Annotated in this window: 20 protein-coding genes; 12 read left to right on the top strand and 8 right to left on the bottom strand. The window is 62.3% G+C overall.

Features of this window, described 5'->3' with window-relative positions:
- Positions 1–52 precede the first annotated feature (52 nt).
- Both PSH91_RS10430 and PSH91_RS10425 read left to right on the top strand, forming a co-directional pair.
- Positions 53–2080 (top strand): TRAP transporter permease, encoded by a 2028-nt coding sequence (locus PSH91_RS10430; protein WP_047227697.1) that lies wholly within the window; start codon positions 53–55, stop codon positions 2078–2080.
- Complete coding sequence (locus PSH91_RS10425) at positions 2077–2457, top strand: DUF1850 domain-containing protein (RefSeq protein ID WP_107322309.1); 381 nt, start codon at positions 2077–2079, stop codon at positions 2455–2457. The genes PSH91_RS10430 and PSH91_RS10425 overlap by 4 nt, the downstream gene beginning before the upstream one ends.
- Before the next feature lie 123 nt (positions 2458–2580).
- Here the strand turns inward: PSH91_RS10425 and PSH91_RS10420 are convergent, their stop codons facing one another.
- Together PSH91_RS10420 and PSH91_RS10415 are read right to left on the bottom strand one after the other, a co-directional pair.
- Positions 2581–3672 carry an SMP-30/gluconolactonase/LRE family protein gene (locus PSH91_RS10420; RefSeq protein ID WP_047227698.1) on the bottom strand — a complete coding sequence of 364 codons (1092 nt, stop codon included), beginning with the start codon at positions 3670–3672 and terminating at the stop codon, positions 2581–2583.
- A 97-nt stretch (positions 3673–3769) separates the two neighbouring features.
- Positions 3770–4900, bottom strand: coding sequence for a sensor histidine kinase KdpD (locus tag PSH91_RS10415; protein ID WP_047227699.1), 1131 nt, complete (start codon positions 4898–4900; stop codon positions 3770–3772).
- Positions 4901–5199: 299 nt separating this feature from the next.
- Between PSH91_RS10415 and PSH91_RS10410 the strand changes: the two genes are divergently transcribed.
- Complete coding sequence (locus PSH91_RS10410; protein WP_370695178.1) at positions 5200–6171, top strand: DMT family transporter; 972 nt, start codon at positions 5200–5202, stop codon at positions 6169–6171.
- Positions 6172–6224: 53 nt separating this feature from the next.
- Here PSH91_RS10410 and PSH91_RS10405 read toward each other — a convergent pair whose 3' ends face one another.
- The 3 genes from PSH91_RS10405 to PSH91_RS10395 are packed head-to-tail and all read right to left on the bottom strand — an operon-like array spanning position 6225 to position 8689.
- Complete coding sequence (locus PSH91_RS10405; RefSeq protein WP_160892929.1) at positions 6225–6857, bottom strand: DUF5074 domain-containing protein; 633 nt, start codon at positions 6855–6857, stop codon at positions 6225–6227.
- Between the two features lie 34 nt (positions 6858–6891).
- Positions 6892–8118 (bottom strand): helix-turn-helix domain-containing protein, encoded by a 1227-nt coding sequence (locus tag PSH91_RS10400; protein WP_173407109.1) that lies wholly within the window; start codon positions 8116–8118, stop codon positions 6892–6894.
- A 37-nt stretch (positions 8119–8155) separates the two neighbouring features.
- On the bottom strand, positions 8156–8689 hold the full coding sequence (locus PSH91_RS10395; protein WP_076385459.1) for a cysteine hydrolase family protein: 534 nt from the start codon (positions 8687–8689) through the stop codon (positions 8156–8158).
- Between the two features lie 201 nt (positions 8690–8890).
- Here PSH91_RS10395 and PSH91_RS10390 point away from each other — a divergent pair, with 201 nt between their 5' ends.
- Positions 8891–9325: an N-acetyltransferase gene (locus PSH91_RS10390; protein ID WP_076385461.1), complete on the top strand. Its 435-nt coding sequence runs from the start codon at positions 8891–8893 to the stop codon at positions 9323–9325.
- A 177-nt stretch (positions 9326–9502) separates the two neighbouring features.
- On the opposite strand, the gene PSH91_RS10385 is transcribed toward PSH91_RS10390, so the two are convergent.
- Positions 9503–9853: a hypothetical protein gene (locus PSH91_RS10385; protein ID WP_305468113.1), complete on the bottom strand. Its 351-nt coding sequence runs from the start codon at positions 9851–9853 to the stop codon at positions 9503–9505.
- Positions 9854–9995: 142 nt separating this feature from the next.
- On the opposite strand from PSH91_RS10385, the gene PSH91_RS10380 reads away from it, so the two are divergent.
- From PSH91_RS10380 to PSH91_RS10345, 8 genes are all read left to right on the top strand, one after another.
- Complete coding sequence (locus PSH91_RS10380) at positions 9996–10256, top strand: hypothetical protein (protein ID WP_274091058.1); 261 nt, start codon at positions 9996–9998, stop codon at positions 10254–10256.
- Positions 10257–10258: 2 nt separating this feature from the next.
- Positions 10259–10594, top strand: a complete 336-nt coding sequence (locus PSH91_RS10375) for a DUF6388 family protein (protein ID WP_305468111.1) — start codon at positions 10259–10261, stop codon at positions 10592–10594.
- A 91-nt stretch (positions 10595–10685) separates the two neighbouring features.
- Positions 10686–11078, top strand: a complete 393-nt coding sequence (gene tusD / locus PSH91_RS10370; protein ID WP_047227753.1) for a sulfurtransferase complex subunit TusD — start codon at positions 10686–10688, stop codon at positions 11076–11078.
- A complete protein-coding gene (gene tusC, locus PSH91_RS10365; protein ID WP_305468110.1) occupies positions 11078–11440 on the top strand; it encodes a sulfurtransferase complex subunit TusC in 363 nt (120 codons plus the stop codon). The genes tusD and tusC overlap by 1 nt, the downstream gene beginning before the upstream one ends.
- Complete coding sequence (gene tusB, locus PSH91_RS10360) at positions 11440–11733, top strand: sulfurtransferase complex subunit TusB (RefSeq protein WP_107322303.1); 294 nt, start codon at positions 11440–11442, stop codon at positions 11731–11733. The genes tusC and tusB overlap by 1 nt, the downstream gene beginning before the upstream one ends.
- Positions 11730–12065 (top strand): TusE/DsrC/DsvC family sulfur relay protein, encoded by a 336-nt coding sequence (locus PSH91_RS10355; protein ID WP_047227710.1) that lies wholly within the window; start codon positions 11730–11732, stop codon positions 12063–12065. Before tusB ends, PSH91_RS10355 begins: the two co-directional genes overlap by 4 nt.
- Positions 12062–13063 carry a glycosyl transferase family protein gene (locus tag PSH91_RS10350; protein WP_305468108.1) on the top strand — a complete coding sequence of 334 codons (1002 nt, stop codon included), beginning with the start codon at positions 12062–12064 and terminating at the stop codon, positions 13061–13063. The genes PSH91_RS10355 and PSH91_RS10350 overlap by 4 nt, the downstream gene beginning before the upstream one ends.
- Positions 13064–13151: 88 nt before the next feature.
- Positions 13152–14156, top strand: a complete 1005-nt coding sequence (locus tag PSH91_RS10345) for a glutathione S-transferase family protein (protein ID WP_076385473.1) — start codon at positions 13152–13154, stop codon at positions 14154–14156.
- A 139-nt stretch (positions 14157–14295) separates the two neighbouring features.
- On the opposite strand, the gene cysG is transcribed toward PSH91_RS10345, so the two are convergent.
- Together cysG and serS are read right to left on the bottom strand one after the other, a co-directional pair.
- Positions 14296–15690 carry a siroheme synthase CysG gene (gene cysG, locus PSH91_RS10340; RefSeq protein ID WP_076385475.1) on the bottom strand — a complete coding sequence of 465 codons (1395 nt, stop codon included), beginning with the start codon at positions 15688–15690 and terminating at the stop codon, positions 14296–14298.
- Positions 15691–16971: a serine--tRNA ligase gene (gene serS, locus PSH91_RS10335; protein ID WP_047227714.1), complete on the bottom strand. Its 1281-nt coding sequence runs from the start codon at positions 16969–16971 to the stop codon at positions 15691–15693.
- Between the last annotated feature and the right edge of the window lie 10 nt (positions 16972–16981).

Genomic DNA, 16981 nt, shown 5'->3' with positions numbered 1-16981 from the left:
GTTGCACCCTCCTGGTTCGCACCCTTCGATGTAGACAAGAGGCTTTCAGTTAATGAGTGAAATTCAGCACGGTCTTCCCTCCGACCCACGAGACTGGCCCAAGACGCTGTTCTACGTGGCCCTGCTGTTTTCTGTATTCCAGATCATCACCGCCGCCTTCTCCCCCATTTCCAGCCAGGTGCTGCGTGCCGTGCACGTGGGTTTCCTGTTGTGGGTGGTGTTCCTCAGTTACCCCGCCTATGGCGCAAGCCGCCCCTGGCAGCCCCTGGCATGGCTGTTATCCCTGGCCGGCGTGGCGACGGCGGTGTATCAGTGGGTATTCGAAGCCGACCTGATCCAGCGCTCCGGTGACCTGACGTCCACGGACCTCATCATCGGTATCATTTTGATCGTGCTGGTGTTCGAAGCGGCCCGACGGGTGATGGGGATTGCCCTGCCGCTGATTTGCGGGCTGTTCCTGGCCTATGGGCTGTTCGGAGAATACCTGCCAGGCGACCTGGCCCATCGCGGCTACGGCTTCGATCAGATCGTCAATCAACTGTCCTTCGGCACCGAAGGCCTGTACGGCACGCCCACCTACGTATCGGCCACCTACATTTTCCTGTTCATTCTGTTCGGTTCCTTTCTTGAAAAGGCCGGAATGATCAAGCTGTTCACCGACTTTGCCATGGGCCTGTTCGGCCACAAGCTCGGCGGCCCGGCCAAAGTGGCGGTTGCCTCCTCTGCCTTGATGGGCACCATTACCGGTTCGGGCATCGCCAACGTGGTGACCACCGGGCAATTCACCATCCCGCTGATGAAACGCTTCGGCTACAAGGCCGCGTTTGCCGGCGGCGTGGAAGCCACCTCGAGCATGGGCAGTCAGTTGATGCCGCCGATCATGGGCGCCGTGGCGTTCATCATGGCCGAGACTATCAACGTGCCATTTGTTGAAATCGCCAAAGCAGCGTTGATTCCCGCGTGCCTGTACTTCGGCTCGGTGTTCTGGATGGTTCACCTGGAAGCCAAGCGCTCCAACCTCAAGGGCTTGCCCAAAGACCAATGCCCCAGCGCGCTGGGCGCCGTCAAAGAGAACTGGTACCTGCTGATCCCACTCGCCGTGCTGATCTACCTGCTGTTCTCCGGTCGCACGCCGCTCTTTTCCGGCATGGTCGGACTGGCACTCACCGCCATCGTGATTCTCGGTTCGGCGATCATTTTGCGGGTGTCGAGCTTTGCAATGCGCTGCGCTTTCTGGATCGCCCTGGGCATCTTGTGCGTGGGCTTTTTCCAGTTAGGCATTGGCGTCATATTCGCAGTGATCGCGGTGTTGGTGGCGATCTGCTGGTTCATCAAAGGCGCGCGGGAAACCCTGACGGTTTGCCTGCACGCACTGGTGGACGGCGCGCGGCATGCGGTGCCGGTGGGGATTGCCTGCGCCCTGGTGGGGATCATCATCGGCGTGGTGTCGTTGACCGGTGTGGCGTCAACCTTCGCCGGCTACATCCTGGCCATCGGCAAGGACAACCTGCTGCTGTCGCTGATCCTGACCATGCTCACCTGCCTGGTGCTGGGCATGGGCATCCCGACCATTCCCAATTACATCATCACCAGTTCGATCGCCGCGCCCGCCCTGCTGGAACTGGGCGTGCCACTGATCGTGTCGCACATGTTCGTGTTCTATTTCGGCATCCTCGCCGACCTGACGCCGCCGGTCGCGCTGGCCTGCTTCGCCGCTGCGCCCATTGCCAGGGAAACGGGGCTGAAAATCAGCTTCTGGGCGGTGCGCATCGCCCTTGCCGGTTTCGTCATTCCATTCATGGCGGTCTATAACCCGGCGCTGATGCTCCAGGGCGACAGCCTATGGATGACCGCTTACATGCTGATCAAGACGATGCTGGCGGTCGGGCTGTGGGGCATGGCGTCCACCGGCTACCTGCAACAGAAAATGCCGATCTGGGAACGCCTGATGTGCTTTGCCGCCGGGGCTTTGCTGGTCGTGGCGCTGCCGCTGACCGATGAGATCGGCTTCGTGGTGGGGGCTCTGCTGATCTTTCAACACGTATGGCGCTCGCGGCGCACCGGACGGGCCTTGGCGTGATCGGTTTGTGCCTGGGCCTGGCCGGTGCGGTCTGGGCCCAACTTCCTGTCACGGATTTCACCCTGGCGTGGAATCACACCATCGAGAAAATCCGCTGGGAGGAAGATTACCGCGTGACTGAACAAGGCCTGGTTCTGGGCGAAGCCAGGGTCAAGGGCAACGGCGCCGGCATGGAAGTTCCGGACGGTGCCCGGTTGAAAAACGGCAGCTGGCACTATCAGCGCCAGTTGCCGCCCCTGCAACCGCTGAAACTGGGGCGAACACCCGAAGCGGGTGATTACCAGTTGTGCGTCGACGGGGCTTGCCAGCCGATGAGCCACTGGCTCGGGCCGCCCAAGGCAAGTCAGCCAACGGTGGAATTGTGGAGTTGCGGATAACCAGGTCCCCTGGTCCCCTAGTCCAAACAGAACTCTGTGGCGAGGTTTTTTTGTGGGAGCAAGCCTTGCTCCCACAACTGCCCCCCTCACCACAATCAAACCCAGGGTCTGAAGGTCAGTCACTCAGGCAAACGTCGCCCCACGGGTATTCACAAACAGTGCATACAACGAGTGGCTGCCGGCCATGAACAGGCGATTACCCTCCCGTCCGCCGAAGCAGACGTTAGGGCAACGCTCCGGCAGGGAGATGTGGCCGATAGCCTTGCCCTCGGGGTTGAACACTCGCACACCGTCGAGCTTTTCCAGGTCGGCCTTGGGATCGCCATTACCGCCCCACCCGCACCAGAGGTTGCCACTCTCGTCGCATTTGAGCCCATCGATGGCCGCGTAATCCAAGCCTTCGATGTGCTTGCGCCGTTCGCCCAGGGTGCCATCGTCCTTGACCGTGATCGCCCACACCAGGCGGTTCGGCTTGGCCCGGCCTTCGACCACGTAGAGGATCTTCTCGTCTGGCGAAAAGCACAGGCCGTTGGGCCCTGCCATGTCGTCGATCACTCGCGTGACCTTGCCGGTTTCACCGTCGATGCGATACACCGCGTGGGGCTGGGCAGGGGCGACTTTATGCCCTTCGTAGTTGTTGCCGGTCTGGAACGGTGGATCGGTGAACCAGACAGAGCCGTCGCGCTTGCAGACGATGTCGTTGGGCGAGTTGAAAGGCTTGCCCTCGAAACTGTCCGCCAGCACGGTGATGGTGCCGTTGTGCTCGGTGCGGGTGACGCGCCGGCCTTCAGTCGACGTGGTGGAGCCTTCGCAAACCAGCAAGCGCCCTTGGCGATCGCGGCACAGGCCGTTGGAAAAGTTGGAGTTCTCGCGGTAAACCGACAGGCTGTCGGTGACTTCATCCCAGCGCATGATGCGGTTGTTGGGAATGTCACTGACCAGCAAATAACGACCGTCGCCGACCCACACCGGCCCTTCCGCCCAGCGCAGGCCGCTGGCGAGCTTTTCAACACTGGCGTTGAACAGCCGCAGGTCCATGAAGCTGGGGTCGAGGATCTTGATCAGCGGGTCAGGGTAGCGCTGGCTCAAGGGCTCTGCCTGAGTCAGCCCGGGCAGGTTGCCCAGGGTTGCGGCGGCGGCCGAAACCACCAAGGATTTTTTCAGGAATACCCGGCGGCCCTGATGGGCAGTCGTTGCAGGTTGCGAAGCATCCATCGTGCGTCTCCGTTAATTATTATTGGACGGCGACGACAGTTTTACTCCGTGATAGGACATCGTACAAGTATGCGCTCTGCCCTGTGCAAGAAAAAATTCAGTTGGCGTGGAGCGGGATCCGTACGGTGAAGGTGGTGCCCGATCTGGCCTTGGAATGAACCTCGATAGTGCCCTTATGGGCGGATACGATGGCGGACGCGATGTGCAGGCCCAGCCCGAGCCCAGCCGCAGAGCCATACTGCATGTCACCGCTGCGCAATTGCCGGACCATCGGGTTGAAGATGCTGGCAATGGCGTCCTTCTCGATAAGCTTGCCCTGGTTGTTGATGGCAATCACCGCCGTATCCTCTTCGGTACTCAATGAAACAGTAATCGGCGAACCCTCGCTGCCATGCTGGACGGCATTGCCAATCAGGTTGGCGAACACTTGCTCCATACGCGCCTGGTCAAACAGGCCTTCAAGGGCGCCCGTCGTTTCAAAGATGATTCTGCTTTCCGGATGATAGGCCCGCGCCTCTTCCACCATGCCCTCGCAGGCCGCTACCAGGTCACCGTTGAAGCGCTGCACCGGAATGCCCGCCCCCAGTTGGGTGCGGGTAAAGTCCAGCAGATCGCCGACAATCTTGTTGGCCCGTTTGACGCTGGTGTAGATGCGCGAGGAGATTTTGGTGGCTTTGGCGGGCAGGTCGCCTGCCCGCAGCAGCACTTCGGAACTCAGCAGGATCGCGCCCAGGGGGCTGCGCAAGTCATGCCCCAGGATCCCGAGGAAGATATTGCGGCCCGCATCGACGGCGCCCGAATAGCTGACCACGGACTCCGCCAGGGCCTGGTCTACGGCCTCGTTGAAGCGGATCACGTCGGACACCACTTGCTCGTGGTCCAGTTGGGTCTGCGGCATCCAGAGCATCAGCACGCTGGTGCGCAGCGCCCGGTATTCCGAAACCATCTGCTCCACCGTAAACCCCGAGGACTGGCGAATGACCGCATGGGTTTCGGCTGCAGTTTCAGCCTCTGCCGCCGGCGCATCGCCCTGGGACTTGGCGATCTGCTCCTTGACGGTTTGCGAAGTGCGCAGGTCAGCGGCAATGGTGCGCAGCATCTGCTCGGCGTGATCGCGCAGAGCCACCGAATCCATGCCATGGGAGGCGGGTGTGATGGTTTTGGCGAAGTCTTCCCACGCCTGAAGAATCGGCTCGATATTGTCGAGGATGAAATCAGCCAGGCGCATGGGTTGCTCCGCAGAAAGGGATTATCGAGGGTCAGTGTCGCAACAACGCATGGGCTGCCGGCCTCGCTTCCATTGTTGTACAGCAAACCCAGGGCGATAGGTGATTCATCATGGCGCGTGAGCAGGCTGGCGCTGCACTGCGCAGGCGTTTTGGATGAACAGCCATGCGCCAAAATAGGGCACTTGTCTCTTGCAACGCTATACGGTACAAATCAACTTCATGTTGTACGACAACCTATAACTAAAATAGCCGGTCCGAAGCGTCTTGCTTCGGCGGCCTGCCTTTGAGACCCCCTGCCATGACCCGCTCCACGGCTGCACCTGACACCCCCACTCCGCTCCCTCGGCACCTCGCCGTGCTGGTTCTGCTGTGCATGGGATGTGCCTTCGCCGGCAACCATGTCGCCGCCAGGGCAGCATTTGATGACGGTGCCGGGGTCTTGCTGGCGATCCTGCTGCGCTCGGGCGGCACCTTGCTGGTGCTGGCCGCAATGGTGCTCTGGCAACGCCAGAACCTGCGCCTGCCGCAGGGGGTCTGGCGCTGGCAATTGGCTCTGGGGCTGTTGATTGCCGCCCAGAGTCTGTGCCTGTATTCCGCCGTGGCTCGGGTCCCGGTCGCCCTGGCGCTGTTGGTGGGCAATGTCTTTCCGATCCTCCTGGCGTTGCTGACCTGGGCGCTCGGCGGGCCACGCCCGACCGCGCGCACTGCCGCGTTGATGGGCATGATTCTGGTTGGCCTGGTGTTCGTGCTGGAAGTACCGGCCCGGCTGTCGTCGCAAGACAGCGTCGGCCCGCAGTGGTTGCTCGGCGTGGGCCTGGCCTTCTGTGCCGCCTGCGTGTTCGCCTGCGCGCTATGGATCACCGACCACAAACTGTCCCAGGTGCGCGGTTCGGTCCGCAGCCTGCTGACCATTTTCATCGTGTTCAGCAGCGTCAACCTCGCCGGCCTGACCGGCGCCCTTCCCGGTGGCTTCGACCTGCCGGCCACCAGCACCGGCTGGTTTGCCCTGGCGACCCTGGTGGTGCTCTATGGCACCGGGTTTATCGTGCTGTTCATTTCCGTGCCCCGCCTGGACATGCCGCGCAACGCCCCGGTGATGAACATCGAACCGCTGGCGACCCTGCTGATCGGCTGGCTGGTGCTGGACCAGATGCTCAACCCGGGCCAGGTGATTGGCGGCGCGATTGTGGTCACCGGCATCGTGTTGCTGACTTATCGCAAGGTCGAGCGCATCAAGGCGCCGGTTACCGAGGCCGCCGGACGCAACTGAACTGAAGAATCCATCGTCGCTGTGTGGGAGCAAAAGCTGCTCCCACACACGCTTCAGGCCGGCCGACGCACCGCCCTCACCTTCGCGCTATTGCCACCGCCGCAAAAGAACCGCTCGCCGCCGTCTGACTCAAGACCCGACACGCCAATCCCCGGCGGCATGGTCACGCTTTCCAGCACTTCTGCGGTTTGCGGGTCGATGCGCCGCAGATCGCTTTCATCGTTTTCCCAGGTGCCGTGCCAGAGTTCGCCGTCGACCCAGGTCACGCCCGTGACGAAGCGGTTGGATTCGAGGGTGCGCAGGATCTTGCCAGTGGAGGGATCGATCTGGAGGATTTTGCGCGCCTTGTACTGGCCGACCCAGAGTGATCCTTCGGCCCAGGCCAGTCCTGAATCATCACCACTATTGGGCGCCGCAATGGTCGCCAGTACCTGGCCGTTGCGCGGGTCGATCTTGCGAATGGTGTCTCCGGCGATCTGGAACAGGTGCTTACCGTCAAAAGCCGTTCCGGCGTTTGCCGGAACGTCCAGCGAACGCAACATCTGGCCGCTGGCCGGATCGAGTGCATGCAGCTTGTCGCCGGAAGCGAACCAGACGAGCTCGCCGTCATGACTGACACCGTGCACGCAATCGACGCCGGGAAAAGGGCCGTATTCACGCAGGATCTGCGCATCTGAATGTTTCATCTTGCAAGCCTCCTCGTTGGGGTGTGACTGCATCCTAACCATCGGGCAGCAGCGCGGTGAGTAACAATACCGTCGTGAATCCGGGCAACGGTGGCGCCAGCCAGCGACAGGCCCGCCCACGCCCGACCGACTGCACCTTGCCGGACGCGGCCAGCGTGTCGAGGGCCCGTTGCACGGTGCGCTGGCTGGCATCCAGGGCCAGCGCCAGGGCGGAACTGGACCAGGATTGGCCATCGGCCAGCAACGCCAGCACTGCGGCGTGGGGCTCTTCTACAGGACGCGCCAGCACCACCACTTCGCCGCCCTTGCGTGGCATTAGGGCAAACCCACGCCGGGTCGCCGTCACCTCGGCCAGCGGGCGCAGCGCCACCCGCAAGCGCCCGACTTCGACCCGCAGTCGGGCGCGATGGGAATCATCCGTCAGTTTCAAGCCAAAGGCCTGGGCAACGAGGGTTTCCCTGGACACATCGGCAGGCCAGGCTTGAGCCAATTGCCTGGCGAGGGTGAACAACACCGGGCGCCTGGCAAGAGAGATCCGCAGGCTCGCCCTGTTCACGCCATTGCGACATGCGTCCACCACCAACGCGTCGCTGGACAGGAGTGCTTCAACCTCCTCAAGGGTCAGCAAGCGCTCCTCGCCCCCTGCAATCAGACGCGCCGCCGGAGCCTGCAGGACGCGCCAGGCGCTTTCGACTTCGGCAGTCAGCGCGCCAATGCCGGCTTGTCGCGCAGCCTGGGTGGCACGTTCAAGTGCGGCCCGTGCGGTTTTCGTTCGTAACCGCCGCATGGCGATGCCCGCCACCACCAGTTCGCAAGCGGCTCTGGACGGCGGTGGAAGACAGCCCGGGTCAAGGTCAACCAGCCTCGCCTCGGCCTCGTCGAGATGGCCTAGCAGCAGTAAGCGGCGGATTTCGATTGAGCGTGCGTGGGCGACGTTCGTCCGGTCGCCCTGGCGTTCAAGCACCGCCCGCGCAGCCTCCAGGCGCTTCACCGGCCAAGCCAGATCACGGGACGCCAGGGCGATCTCCCCTTCGGCCACCACGCACCGCGCCTGTGCCACGGCCTCCCGGGGCCCGAAGGCCCGAGCCGCCCGCCGCATCAGCACCCTGGCCCGCTCCAGCTCGCCCAGCTGCGCCATGGCAATGCCGCGAAGCGCCAAGGCCGGCGCATCGTCACGCAGGGAAACGCGATTGAGCGCGGCCACCGGATCCCCCGCCGCCAGTGCTCGTGCTGCGGCGCTGATCAACGCATCCGATGCCATCGTCCGGTTTCCCTCGCCACAGGTTTGGGTGTCGCGATCAGAGACGGATTTCCCCCGCCGGCAGCACATCGATCCGCGACACCGCGCTGCTCAGGCGTCCCAGCCGGTTGTTGTGATTGGCAATGATCTGCTCGGCCGCCATGCTGCCGTTGTCCACGGTGGAATGGGCGTCCGCGGCCAGCACCACGTCATAACCCAGGGCATGGGCCTGGCGTACGGTGGCGTTGACGCAATAGTCGGTTTGCAACCCGCAGATCACCACGCGATCAATCATCCGCGCTTGCAGCAGCGACAGCAGGTCGGTCTGGTAGAAGGCGTCCGGCGTGGTCTTGCGTACTCGCAGGTCATCCGGTGCGGTCAACAGGCCATCGGCCAGTTGCCAGGCGCTGGAACCATAAGTCAGCGACCCCTCCAGCTCTTCGTGCTGGATCAGGATCACCGGCAAGCCGACGGCCCTGGCCCTGGCGCTGAGCTCGTTGATTGTCCGGATCATGCGTGGGCTGTCGAAACACTCCTCTTGGCCGCTGCACAGCGCGCTCTGGACATCGATGATCAGCAATGCGGTGTTCATGACGTTCCTCTTCAAAACGTGTTGGATCCCGACAACAGATTAACAACCTGGCGATCATTCCCTGTCGCGGATCGCTTCAAAACACTAGGCAGTATGGCCCGGTTTGCGTAGTACGCCTGTTCGCCGTCGCTTGGGTGACGCAAAAGCCAGGTTTGGGATAGGCTCGTGCGGCTCATCCCTCACCGCACAAGGACATTGCCGATGACGCTACGAATCGAACGTACGGACACCCCCACCGCAGAAGACCGCGAGGCGATCCTCGTCCCGCTGCGCGCCTACAACACGGCCAAGACCGGCGGGACGGTGCCTGAGTTGGTCGCCTGGCTGGTGCGCGACGAACACAGCGGCGAAACCGTGGGCGGGCTCTACGGTCGAGTGTTCTTTCAATGGTTTTATATCGAGTTGCTGGTGGTGCCGGAACAGGCCCGTGGCCAGGGCACCGGTTCGACGTTGATGCAGATGGCCGAAGACTTTGCCCGAGAGAAAAACTGCGTGGGCATGTGGCTGGACACCTTCGACTTCCAGGCGCCCGCGTTCTACAGGCAACTCGGCTTCACGGAAATCGGCCAGATCGACGATTACCCGCCGGGCCACCAGCGCTTCTTCTTCCAGAAGCGCCTGAGCCAGACCGAGTGAAATACAGGCTCTTGTGGACTTACTCGCGATAGCGGTGGGTCAACTGCGGTGATGTGGGCTGTGCCGGCCTCATCGCGAGCAGGCTCGCTCCCATATGGGTTGCGAGTGTTCACAGGATCTGCAAACGACACAAAAATCTGTGGGAGCGAGCCTGCTCGCGATAGCAGTGCAAGTGGTCTACAGACAAGTCGCCAACGCCGCCAACCGACGCTTGGCAACAAAGTCGTCATGCCGGGCGTAGTAGTTCAGCGCCGTGCCGGAAGCGCTGGTTTGCAGATCCACAAACGACTCGGCCGAGCGGGTGTACACGGTCATGCCACCCGTCTTGCCGGGTTGCAGATAGGCACCGGCATCGACGCCAAACACAGCTTCGTCCTGCCAGGAAAACTGCACACACACGGCCACCACCTGCTGCGGTTTGTCCGAAGTCAATGTCTTATAGGGTGCTTGAGTACGGGCCTGGTTCATCGCCGAACCCGCGCAGCCAACCAGCAACGTTGCGGCCACGGCCACCATCAGCATTCGCATTGCGTTCACTCATAGAGAAAAAAACCGACTGTAGCACTGCGACCTGGGCCTTCATGCTGCTTTACTGAAATTTATACGCGACACAGGGCGATGATTCGCGCAACCTGTCGCGCCATTGCCACTTGCCCGCGCGGAACAGCCCATGACACCCAATGCCGAGTTCTACAAACCCAGCACCGAATACGCTGACAAACTGATCAGCCAGATCGGCCAGACCCCGGCCTGGATCGCCAAGCGAATCGGTGTCACCGACAAGCGGATTCGCTACATCCTCGACGGCGAACGCACCGTCAAGGGCGAAACCACGCCGATACAGATGACCTACACCGAACAGTTCGCCCTCGAATGCCTGGCCGCTGCGGCCAAGGCCAGCAAGAAACACCCCCCGGCACCCAAGGAGTGACCATGGCGGCAACCGAACAGCAACACGAACGAGCGCTGGAAAAATTTCTCGATGCACGCCCCGACCTGCGCGTCGAGCTGGACAACCTCAACCCGCTGCTGGCCCGGGCCAAGGGCGAGACCGCCGCGCAGTATCGCGCCGAGCGCTTGCATGAAGCATTCGAAGCCGAGGCTGAGCACCAGGGCCTGTTCGCTTGGGAACTGACCCTGCAACTGACCGCCAACTCAACCCAGGACTATGAAAACCAGCGCATGGAAGTCCACAAGGAGGTGGCGCAGATGGCGGGGATGGAGTGGGCGGAGTATTGCGAGTTGAATGGTCTCAAAAGCCAAGGCTGAGCACTTCCTGTGGCAGTCACCCCTTCCCTGGCAATCGCCCCTGCGCCCATAAAGCTTTATCATGGCCGCAGTTTTGCTGATCGGGTCTGTCATGAAGTTTGCCATCGCGTTGTTTTCCGCCGCCCATGCGCCCTCCTCGCGCCGCGCCCTGTTGTTTGCCCAGGCCGCGCTGGCCGGTGGACATGAAATCGTGCGGCTGTTCTTCTATCAGGATGGCGTCTATAACGCTGCCGACAGCCTCGTAACGCCCCAGGATGAACAGGATCTGCCCCGACAGTGGCGCGCGTTTGTCAGCGACAACCAGCTCGACGGCGTGGTTTGCATCGCAGCGGCGTTGCGCCGTGGCGTGCTGAACGATGAAGAGGCCCAGCGCTACCAGCGTTCGGCGGTCAGCGTCAGTGCGCCCTGGGCCTTGTCCGGCCTGGGCCAGTTGCACGATGCGATCCAGGACGCCGACCGCTTGATCTGTTTCGGAGGCGCGTAATGGCCAAATCCTTGTTACTCATCAGCCGCCAGGCTCCCTGGTCGGGCCCCGGGGCCCGGGAAGCGCTGGACATCGTGCTGGCCGGCGGCGCGTTCGACCTGCCCATCGGCCTGCTGTTCCTCGACGACGGCGTCTTTCAGCTCGCCAACGGCCAGAACGCCAAGGCGCTCCAGCAAAAGGACCTGAGCGCGAACTTGCAGGCGTTGCCCATGTTTGGCGTCGAGGACCTCTACGTCTGCGCCGACAGTGCCGCCGAACGTGGCGTCGCAACCGCTGCCCTGGCGCTGGACGAGCTGAAAATACTCAGCGCGCCGCAGATCGCCGAGCTCATTGATCGTTATGACCAGGTGATCACCGTCTGATGTCGACTTTGCATGTGTTGTCTCATTCCCCCTTCGGCGATAGCCGCTTCGCCAGCTGCCTGCGGGTACTGGGCGAGCAGGACGCACTGCTGCTGTGCGGCGACGCGACATACGCCTTGCGAGCCGCCACGGTGCCGTTTGCAGAACTGCAGCGCAGAGGCCTGAAGCTTTTCGTGCTTGGCGAAGACGCACAAGCCCGGGCCCTGGACATTCCGCAATGGGCCGAGGCCATCGACTACCCGGCGTTCGTCGCGCTGTCGCTCCACCATGACAAGGTCAACACCTGGTTATGAACGTGCTGAACGTGGGCCAACGCGCCATTGCGCTGGACAAGGACGGCTACCTGGCCGATCTCAATGACTGGTCGGCCGAAGTCGCCACAGCCCTGGCGGCCGCCGAAGACATCCAGTTGAGCCCCGAACACTGGGAAGTCCTCGAACTGCTGCGCGGCTTCTACGACGAATTCCAGCTCTCCCCCGCGACCCGGCCGCTGATCAAGTACACGGCGCTGAAACTGGGCACCGACAAGGGCAACAGCCTGCACCTGAACCGATTGTTCAAAGGCACCCCCGCCAAACTCGCCGCCAAGCTGGCGGGCCTGCCCAAACCGACGAACTGCTTATGACCGACTTCCCATCGCTGACCCTTGAAACCCCGGCCGAACATCCGTTCGCCCAATTCGTGCGCATCCTCGGCAAAGGCAAGCGCGGCGCCCGTGACCTGACCCGCGAAGAAGCGCGGCAAGCCATGGGCATGGTGCTGGACGAGCAGGTTGAGGACACCCAACTCGGCGCCTTCCTGATGCTATTGCGGCACAAGGAAGAAAGCGCCGAAGAAATGGCCGGTTTCACCCAAGCCTTGCGTGAGCGCCTGCAGACCCCAGCGTTGGCGGTGGATCTGGACTGGCCGACCTACGCCGGCAAGAAGCGTCATTTACCGTGGTACCTGCTGGCGGCCAAATGCCTCGGGCAGAACGGTGTGCGGATTTTCATGCATGGCGGCGGCGCGCATACGGCGGGCCGGCTCTACACCGAGCAACTGCTTGGCTTCCTGAACATCCCTCTGTGCCGCGACTGGCAGCAAGTTGGCGCAGCGCTGGACGACGGTGGCCTGGCCTTCATGCCATTGGTGGACTGGGCACCGCAGATGCAACGGATGATCGACCTGCGCAACACCCTGGGCTTGCGTTCGCCGATCCATTCCCTGGCGCGGATCCTCAACCCCCTGGGCGCCCGTTGCGGGCTGCAAAGCATTTTCCATCCGGGCTACCAGGCGGTCCACCGCGATGCCAGCGGTTTGCTGGGAGACACCACCATCGTGATCAAGGGCGACGGTGGCGAGATCGAGATCAACCCGGACGCCGACAGCCACCTGTATGGCACCCGCGACGGTGTGAGCTGGGATGAGGAATGGCCGCGACTGGCCGAACAGCGCCACGTCAAACCGCAAAGCCTCGACCCTGAGCACCTCAAAGCCATCTGGCGAGGCGATGTTGAAGACAGCTACCCGCAACTGGCGCTGATCGCCACCATGGCCCTGGCCTTGCGCGGCCTGGGTCTGGCTCGGGAAGACGCGTTAGAGCAAGCCCGCCAATACTGGGCCGCGCGGGATCGATCGATTTAACCGATCATCAACGCCCAACCTTTGCGCTTTTTGTTCGAACCTATGGGAATAGACTCCTCTCCAACGTTTATTGGTAGAGGAGATCGAGATGGGTTTGTTAGTCGAAGGTCGCTGGCAGGACCAGTGGTATGAAAGCAAGGACGGCGCCTTCCAGCGTGAACAGGCGCAACGCCGCCATTGGATCACCGCCGACGGCAGCGCCGGCCCCACGGGCGACAGCGGATTTGCCGCCGAGTCCGGGCGCTACCATTTGTATGTATCCCTGGCCTGCCCCTGGGCCCACCGGACGCTGATCTATCGCAAGCTCAAAGGCCTGCAAGACCTGATCGATGTCTCGGTGGTCAGCTACCTGATGCTGGAAAACGGCTGGACCTTCGACAAGCGCCATGGCTCCACTGGCGACAAACTCGATCACCTGGATTTCCTGCACCAGCGCTACACCGCCGATACGCCGCACTACACCGGTCGCGTCACCGTGCCAGCGCTGTGGGACAAACGGCAACAACGCATCGTCAACAACGAATCAGCGGAAATCATCCGCATGTTCAACAGCGCCTTCGACGGCTTGACCGGAAACGACCTGGACCTCTACCCCGAGCACCTGCGCCACGATATCGATGCATTGAACGAACGCATTTACCCGGCAGTGAACAATGGCGTGTACCGCGCCGGGTTCGCCACCACTCAGGCAGCCTACGAAGAAGCGTTCGATGGTTTGTTCACTGAGCTGGACCGCTTGGAAGCATTGCTGCAAACCCGACGCTACCTGGCCGGTGAATACCTGACCGAAGCCGATATCCGCCTGTTCACCACCATCATCCGCTTTGACGCAGTGTATTTCGGCCATTTCAAATGCAACCTGCGGCGCATTGCGGATTATCCGAACCTGTCGAACTGGTTGCGGGAGTTGTACCAGTGGCCGGGGATTGCCGAGACTGTGGACTTCACCCATATCCAGCGCCATTACTACGGCAGCCACAAGACCATCAACCCCAACGGAATCGTGCCCAAGGGGCCGGAGCAGGACTTCAGGGTTGCCCATGATCGGGAGCGGTTGAGTGGGAAAGGGATTTGGCGGGGGGTTGAGAACTGATCCAGGATCTTTGTTGATTCTGAAGGCCAATCGCGAGCAGGCTCGCTCCCACATGTGATCGTTGTTCAACCATGAATCTGCGGTTGTACACGATCACTGTGGGAGCGAGCCTGCTCGCGATTGGAGCGACACGGTCTGTCTAGACCTGCCCCTGAGCCCCTTCAAACCAAGCCAGTTTCTCGCGCAGTTGCACCACTTCCCCAACGATCACCAGGGTCGGTGCATGAACCTCATGCTCAGCCACCAGTTTCGGCAAATCTGCCAAGGTGCCGGTAAACACCCGCTGGTTGGAGGTGGTGCCCTGCTGGATCAGCGCCGCCGGTGTGTCCGCCGCGCGACCGTGCTTGATCAACTCGTCGCAGATGATCGGCAGCCCCACCAACCCCATATAGAACACCAACGTCTGCGCCGGCGACACCAAGTCCGCCCACGGCAAGTCACTGGTGCCGTCCTTCAGATGACCGGTGATGAATCGCACCGACTGGGCATAATCGCGATGGGTCAGCGGGATCCCGGCGTAGGCCGCGCAGCCGCTGGCGGCGGTGATGCCCGGAACCACCTGGAACGGGATGCCATGGGCCGCCAATTCTTCGATTTCTTCACCGCCACGACCGAAGATGAACGGATCACCGCCCTTCAATCGCACCACCCGCTTGCCTTGCCGGGCCAGATCGACCAACTGCTGGTTGATCTGCTCCTGGGGCACCGCGTGCTCTGAGCGACGCTTGCCGACGTAGATCCGCTCGGCGTCACGCCGGCACAGCTCAAGGATCGCCGGAGCCACCAGACGGTCGTAAAGCACCACGTCCGCCTGCTGCATCAGGCGCAAGGCGCGGAAGGTCAGCAGGTCCGGATCACCAGGGCCTGCGCCCACCAGATAGACTTCACCCGGTGCATTCGGCGCCTGGCCTGCAATCTTTTCACGCAACAGGCGCTCGGCCTCGGCGCCCTGCCCGGCCAACTGCCGGTCAGCGATCGGCCCCTGGAACACCTCTTCCCAGAACGCCCGGCGTTGCTGCACATCCGGGAACAGCCCTTTGACCTGGCTGCGAAAACGCGCCGCCAGCCCGGCCAGTTGCCCGTAGGTCGAAGGAATCCAGGTTTCCAGCTTGGCCCGGATCAACCGCGCCAGCACCGGCGCATCGCCGCCGCTGGACACCGCGATCACCAGCGGCGAGCGGTCGACAATCGCCGGGAAGATCACGCTGCACAGGGCCGGTGCGTCCACCACGTTGACCGGCACGCAACGCTTGTGGGCGTCGGCCGACACCTGGGCGTTGAGCGATTCGTCGTCGGTGGCGGCGATGATCAGGCCACAGCCGTCCAGGTCCGCTTCCACGTAGCCACGCAGGATGCATTCACCGCCGCTGCCACTGACCAGTTCCCGCAACTGCGGTTCGATATCGGGTGCGACCACCCGCAACAACGCGCCGGCATCGGCCAACAGGCGAGACTTGCGCAAGGCAATCTCGCCGCCGCCGACCACCAGCACGCGACTGCCGCGCAGGTTGTGGAACAGTGGCAAATAGTCCATTTAGCCGATGACCTCGATGCCGCCCATGTAGGGCTTCAACACCTCGGGCACACGGATCGAACCGTCGGCCTGCTGGTAGTTTTCCAGTACCGCCACCAGGGTGCGGCCCACGGCCAGGCCGGAGCCATTGAGAGTGTGGACCAGTTCCGGCTTGCCGGTTTCCGGGTTGCGGAAACGCGCCTGCATGCGGCGGGCCTGGAAATCGCCACAGTTGGAGCACGAAGAAATCTCGCGGTACTTGTCCTGGCTCGGGATCCAGACTTCCAGGTCGTAAGTCTTCACCGCACTGAAGCCCATGTCGCCAGTGCACAGCGCCAGGGTCCGATACGGCAGCTCCAGCAGTTGCAAGACTTTCTCGGCGTTGGCGGTCAGGCTTTCCAGCGCTTGCATGGACACCGAGGGCTCGACGATCTGCACCATCTCGACCTTGTCGAACTGATGCTGACGGATCATGCCCCGGGTGTCACGGCCCGATGCCCCGGCTTCACTGCGGAAACACGGTGTGTGGGCGACGAACTTGATGGGCAATTGCTTGGCGTCGACGATCTCGCCCGCGACGATGTTGGTCAGCGACACTTCGGCGGTAGGGATCAGGTACAGATCGGCCTCGCCTTCGCGGCTGATCTTGAACAGGTCTTCCTCGAACTTCGGCAACTGGCCAGTGCCCTGCAAGGCTGGCGCCTGAACCAGATAAGGCGTGTAGGCTTCTTCGTAGCCGTGCTCGGTGACGTGCAGGTTGATCATGAACTGCGCCAGGGCGCGATGCAGACGGGCAATCGGCCCGCGCAACAAGGCAAAACGGGCGCCCGACAGCTTGGCGGCGGTTTCGAAATCGAGCCAGCCGAACTTCTCGCCCAGGGCGACGTGATCCTGCACCGGGAAATCGAAGACTTTGGGCGTGCCCCAACGGCGCACTTCGACGTTGCCGTCTTCATCTTCACCGACCGGGACCGATTCATGCGGCAGGTTGGGGATACCCAGCAGGATCGAATCCAGTTCGGTCTGGATCGCGTCCAGCTCGACCTTGCCGGCACTCAACTCACCCGCCATGCGCTCGACATCGGCCATCAGCGGTGCGATGTCTTCGCCGCGCTGCTTGGCCTGACCGATGGATTTGGAGCGCGCGTTACGTTCAGCCTGCAGGGCTTCGGTGCGGGTCTGGACGGTCTTGCGCTGTTCTTCCAGCGCTTCGATGCGCGCGACGTCCAGGGCGAAGCCACGGGATGCCAGGCGGTCCGCTACGTCCTGAAGGTTGCTACGTAACAGTTTGGAATCGAGCATGTCGGTCTCT

The organism is Pseudomonas sp. FP1154, from assembly GCF_030687245.1.
In the GTDB taxonomy this organism is placed as follows: domain Bacteria; phylum Pseudomonadota; class Gammaproteobacteria; order Pseudomonadales; family Pseudomonadaceae; genus Aquipseudomonas; species Aquipseudomonas rhizophila.
This window is presented reverse-complemented; position numbering and strand designations above follow the sequence as displayed.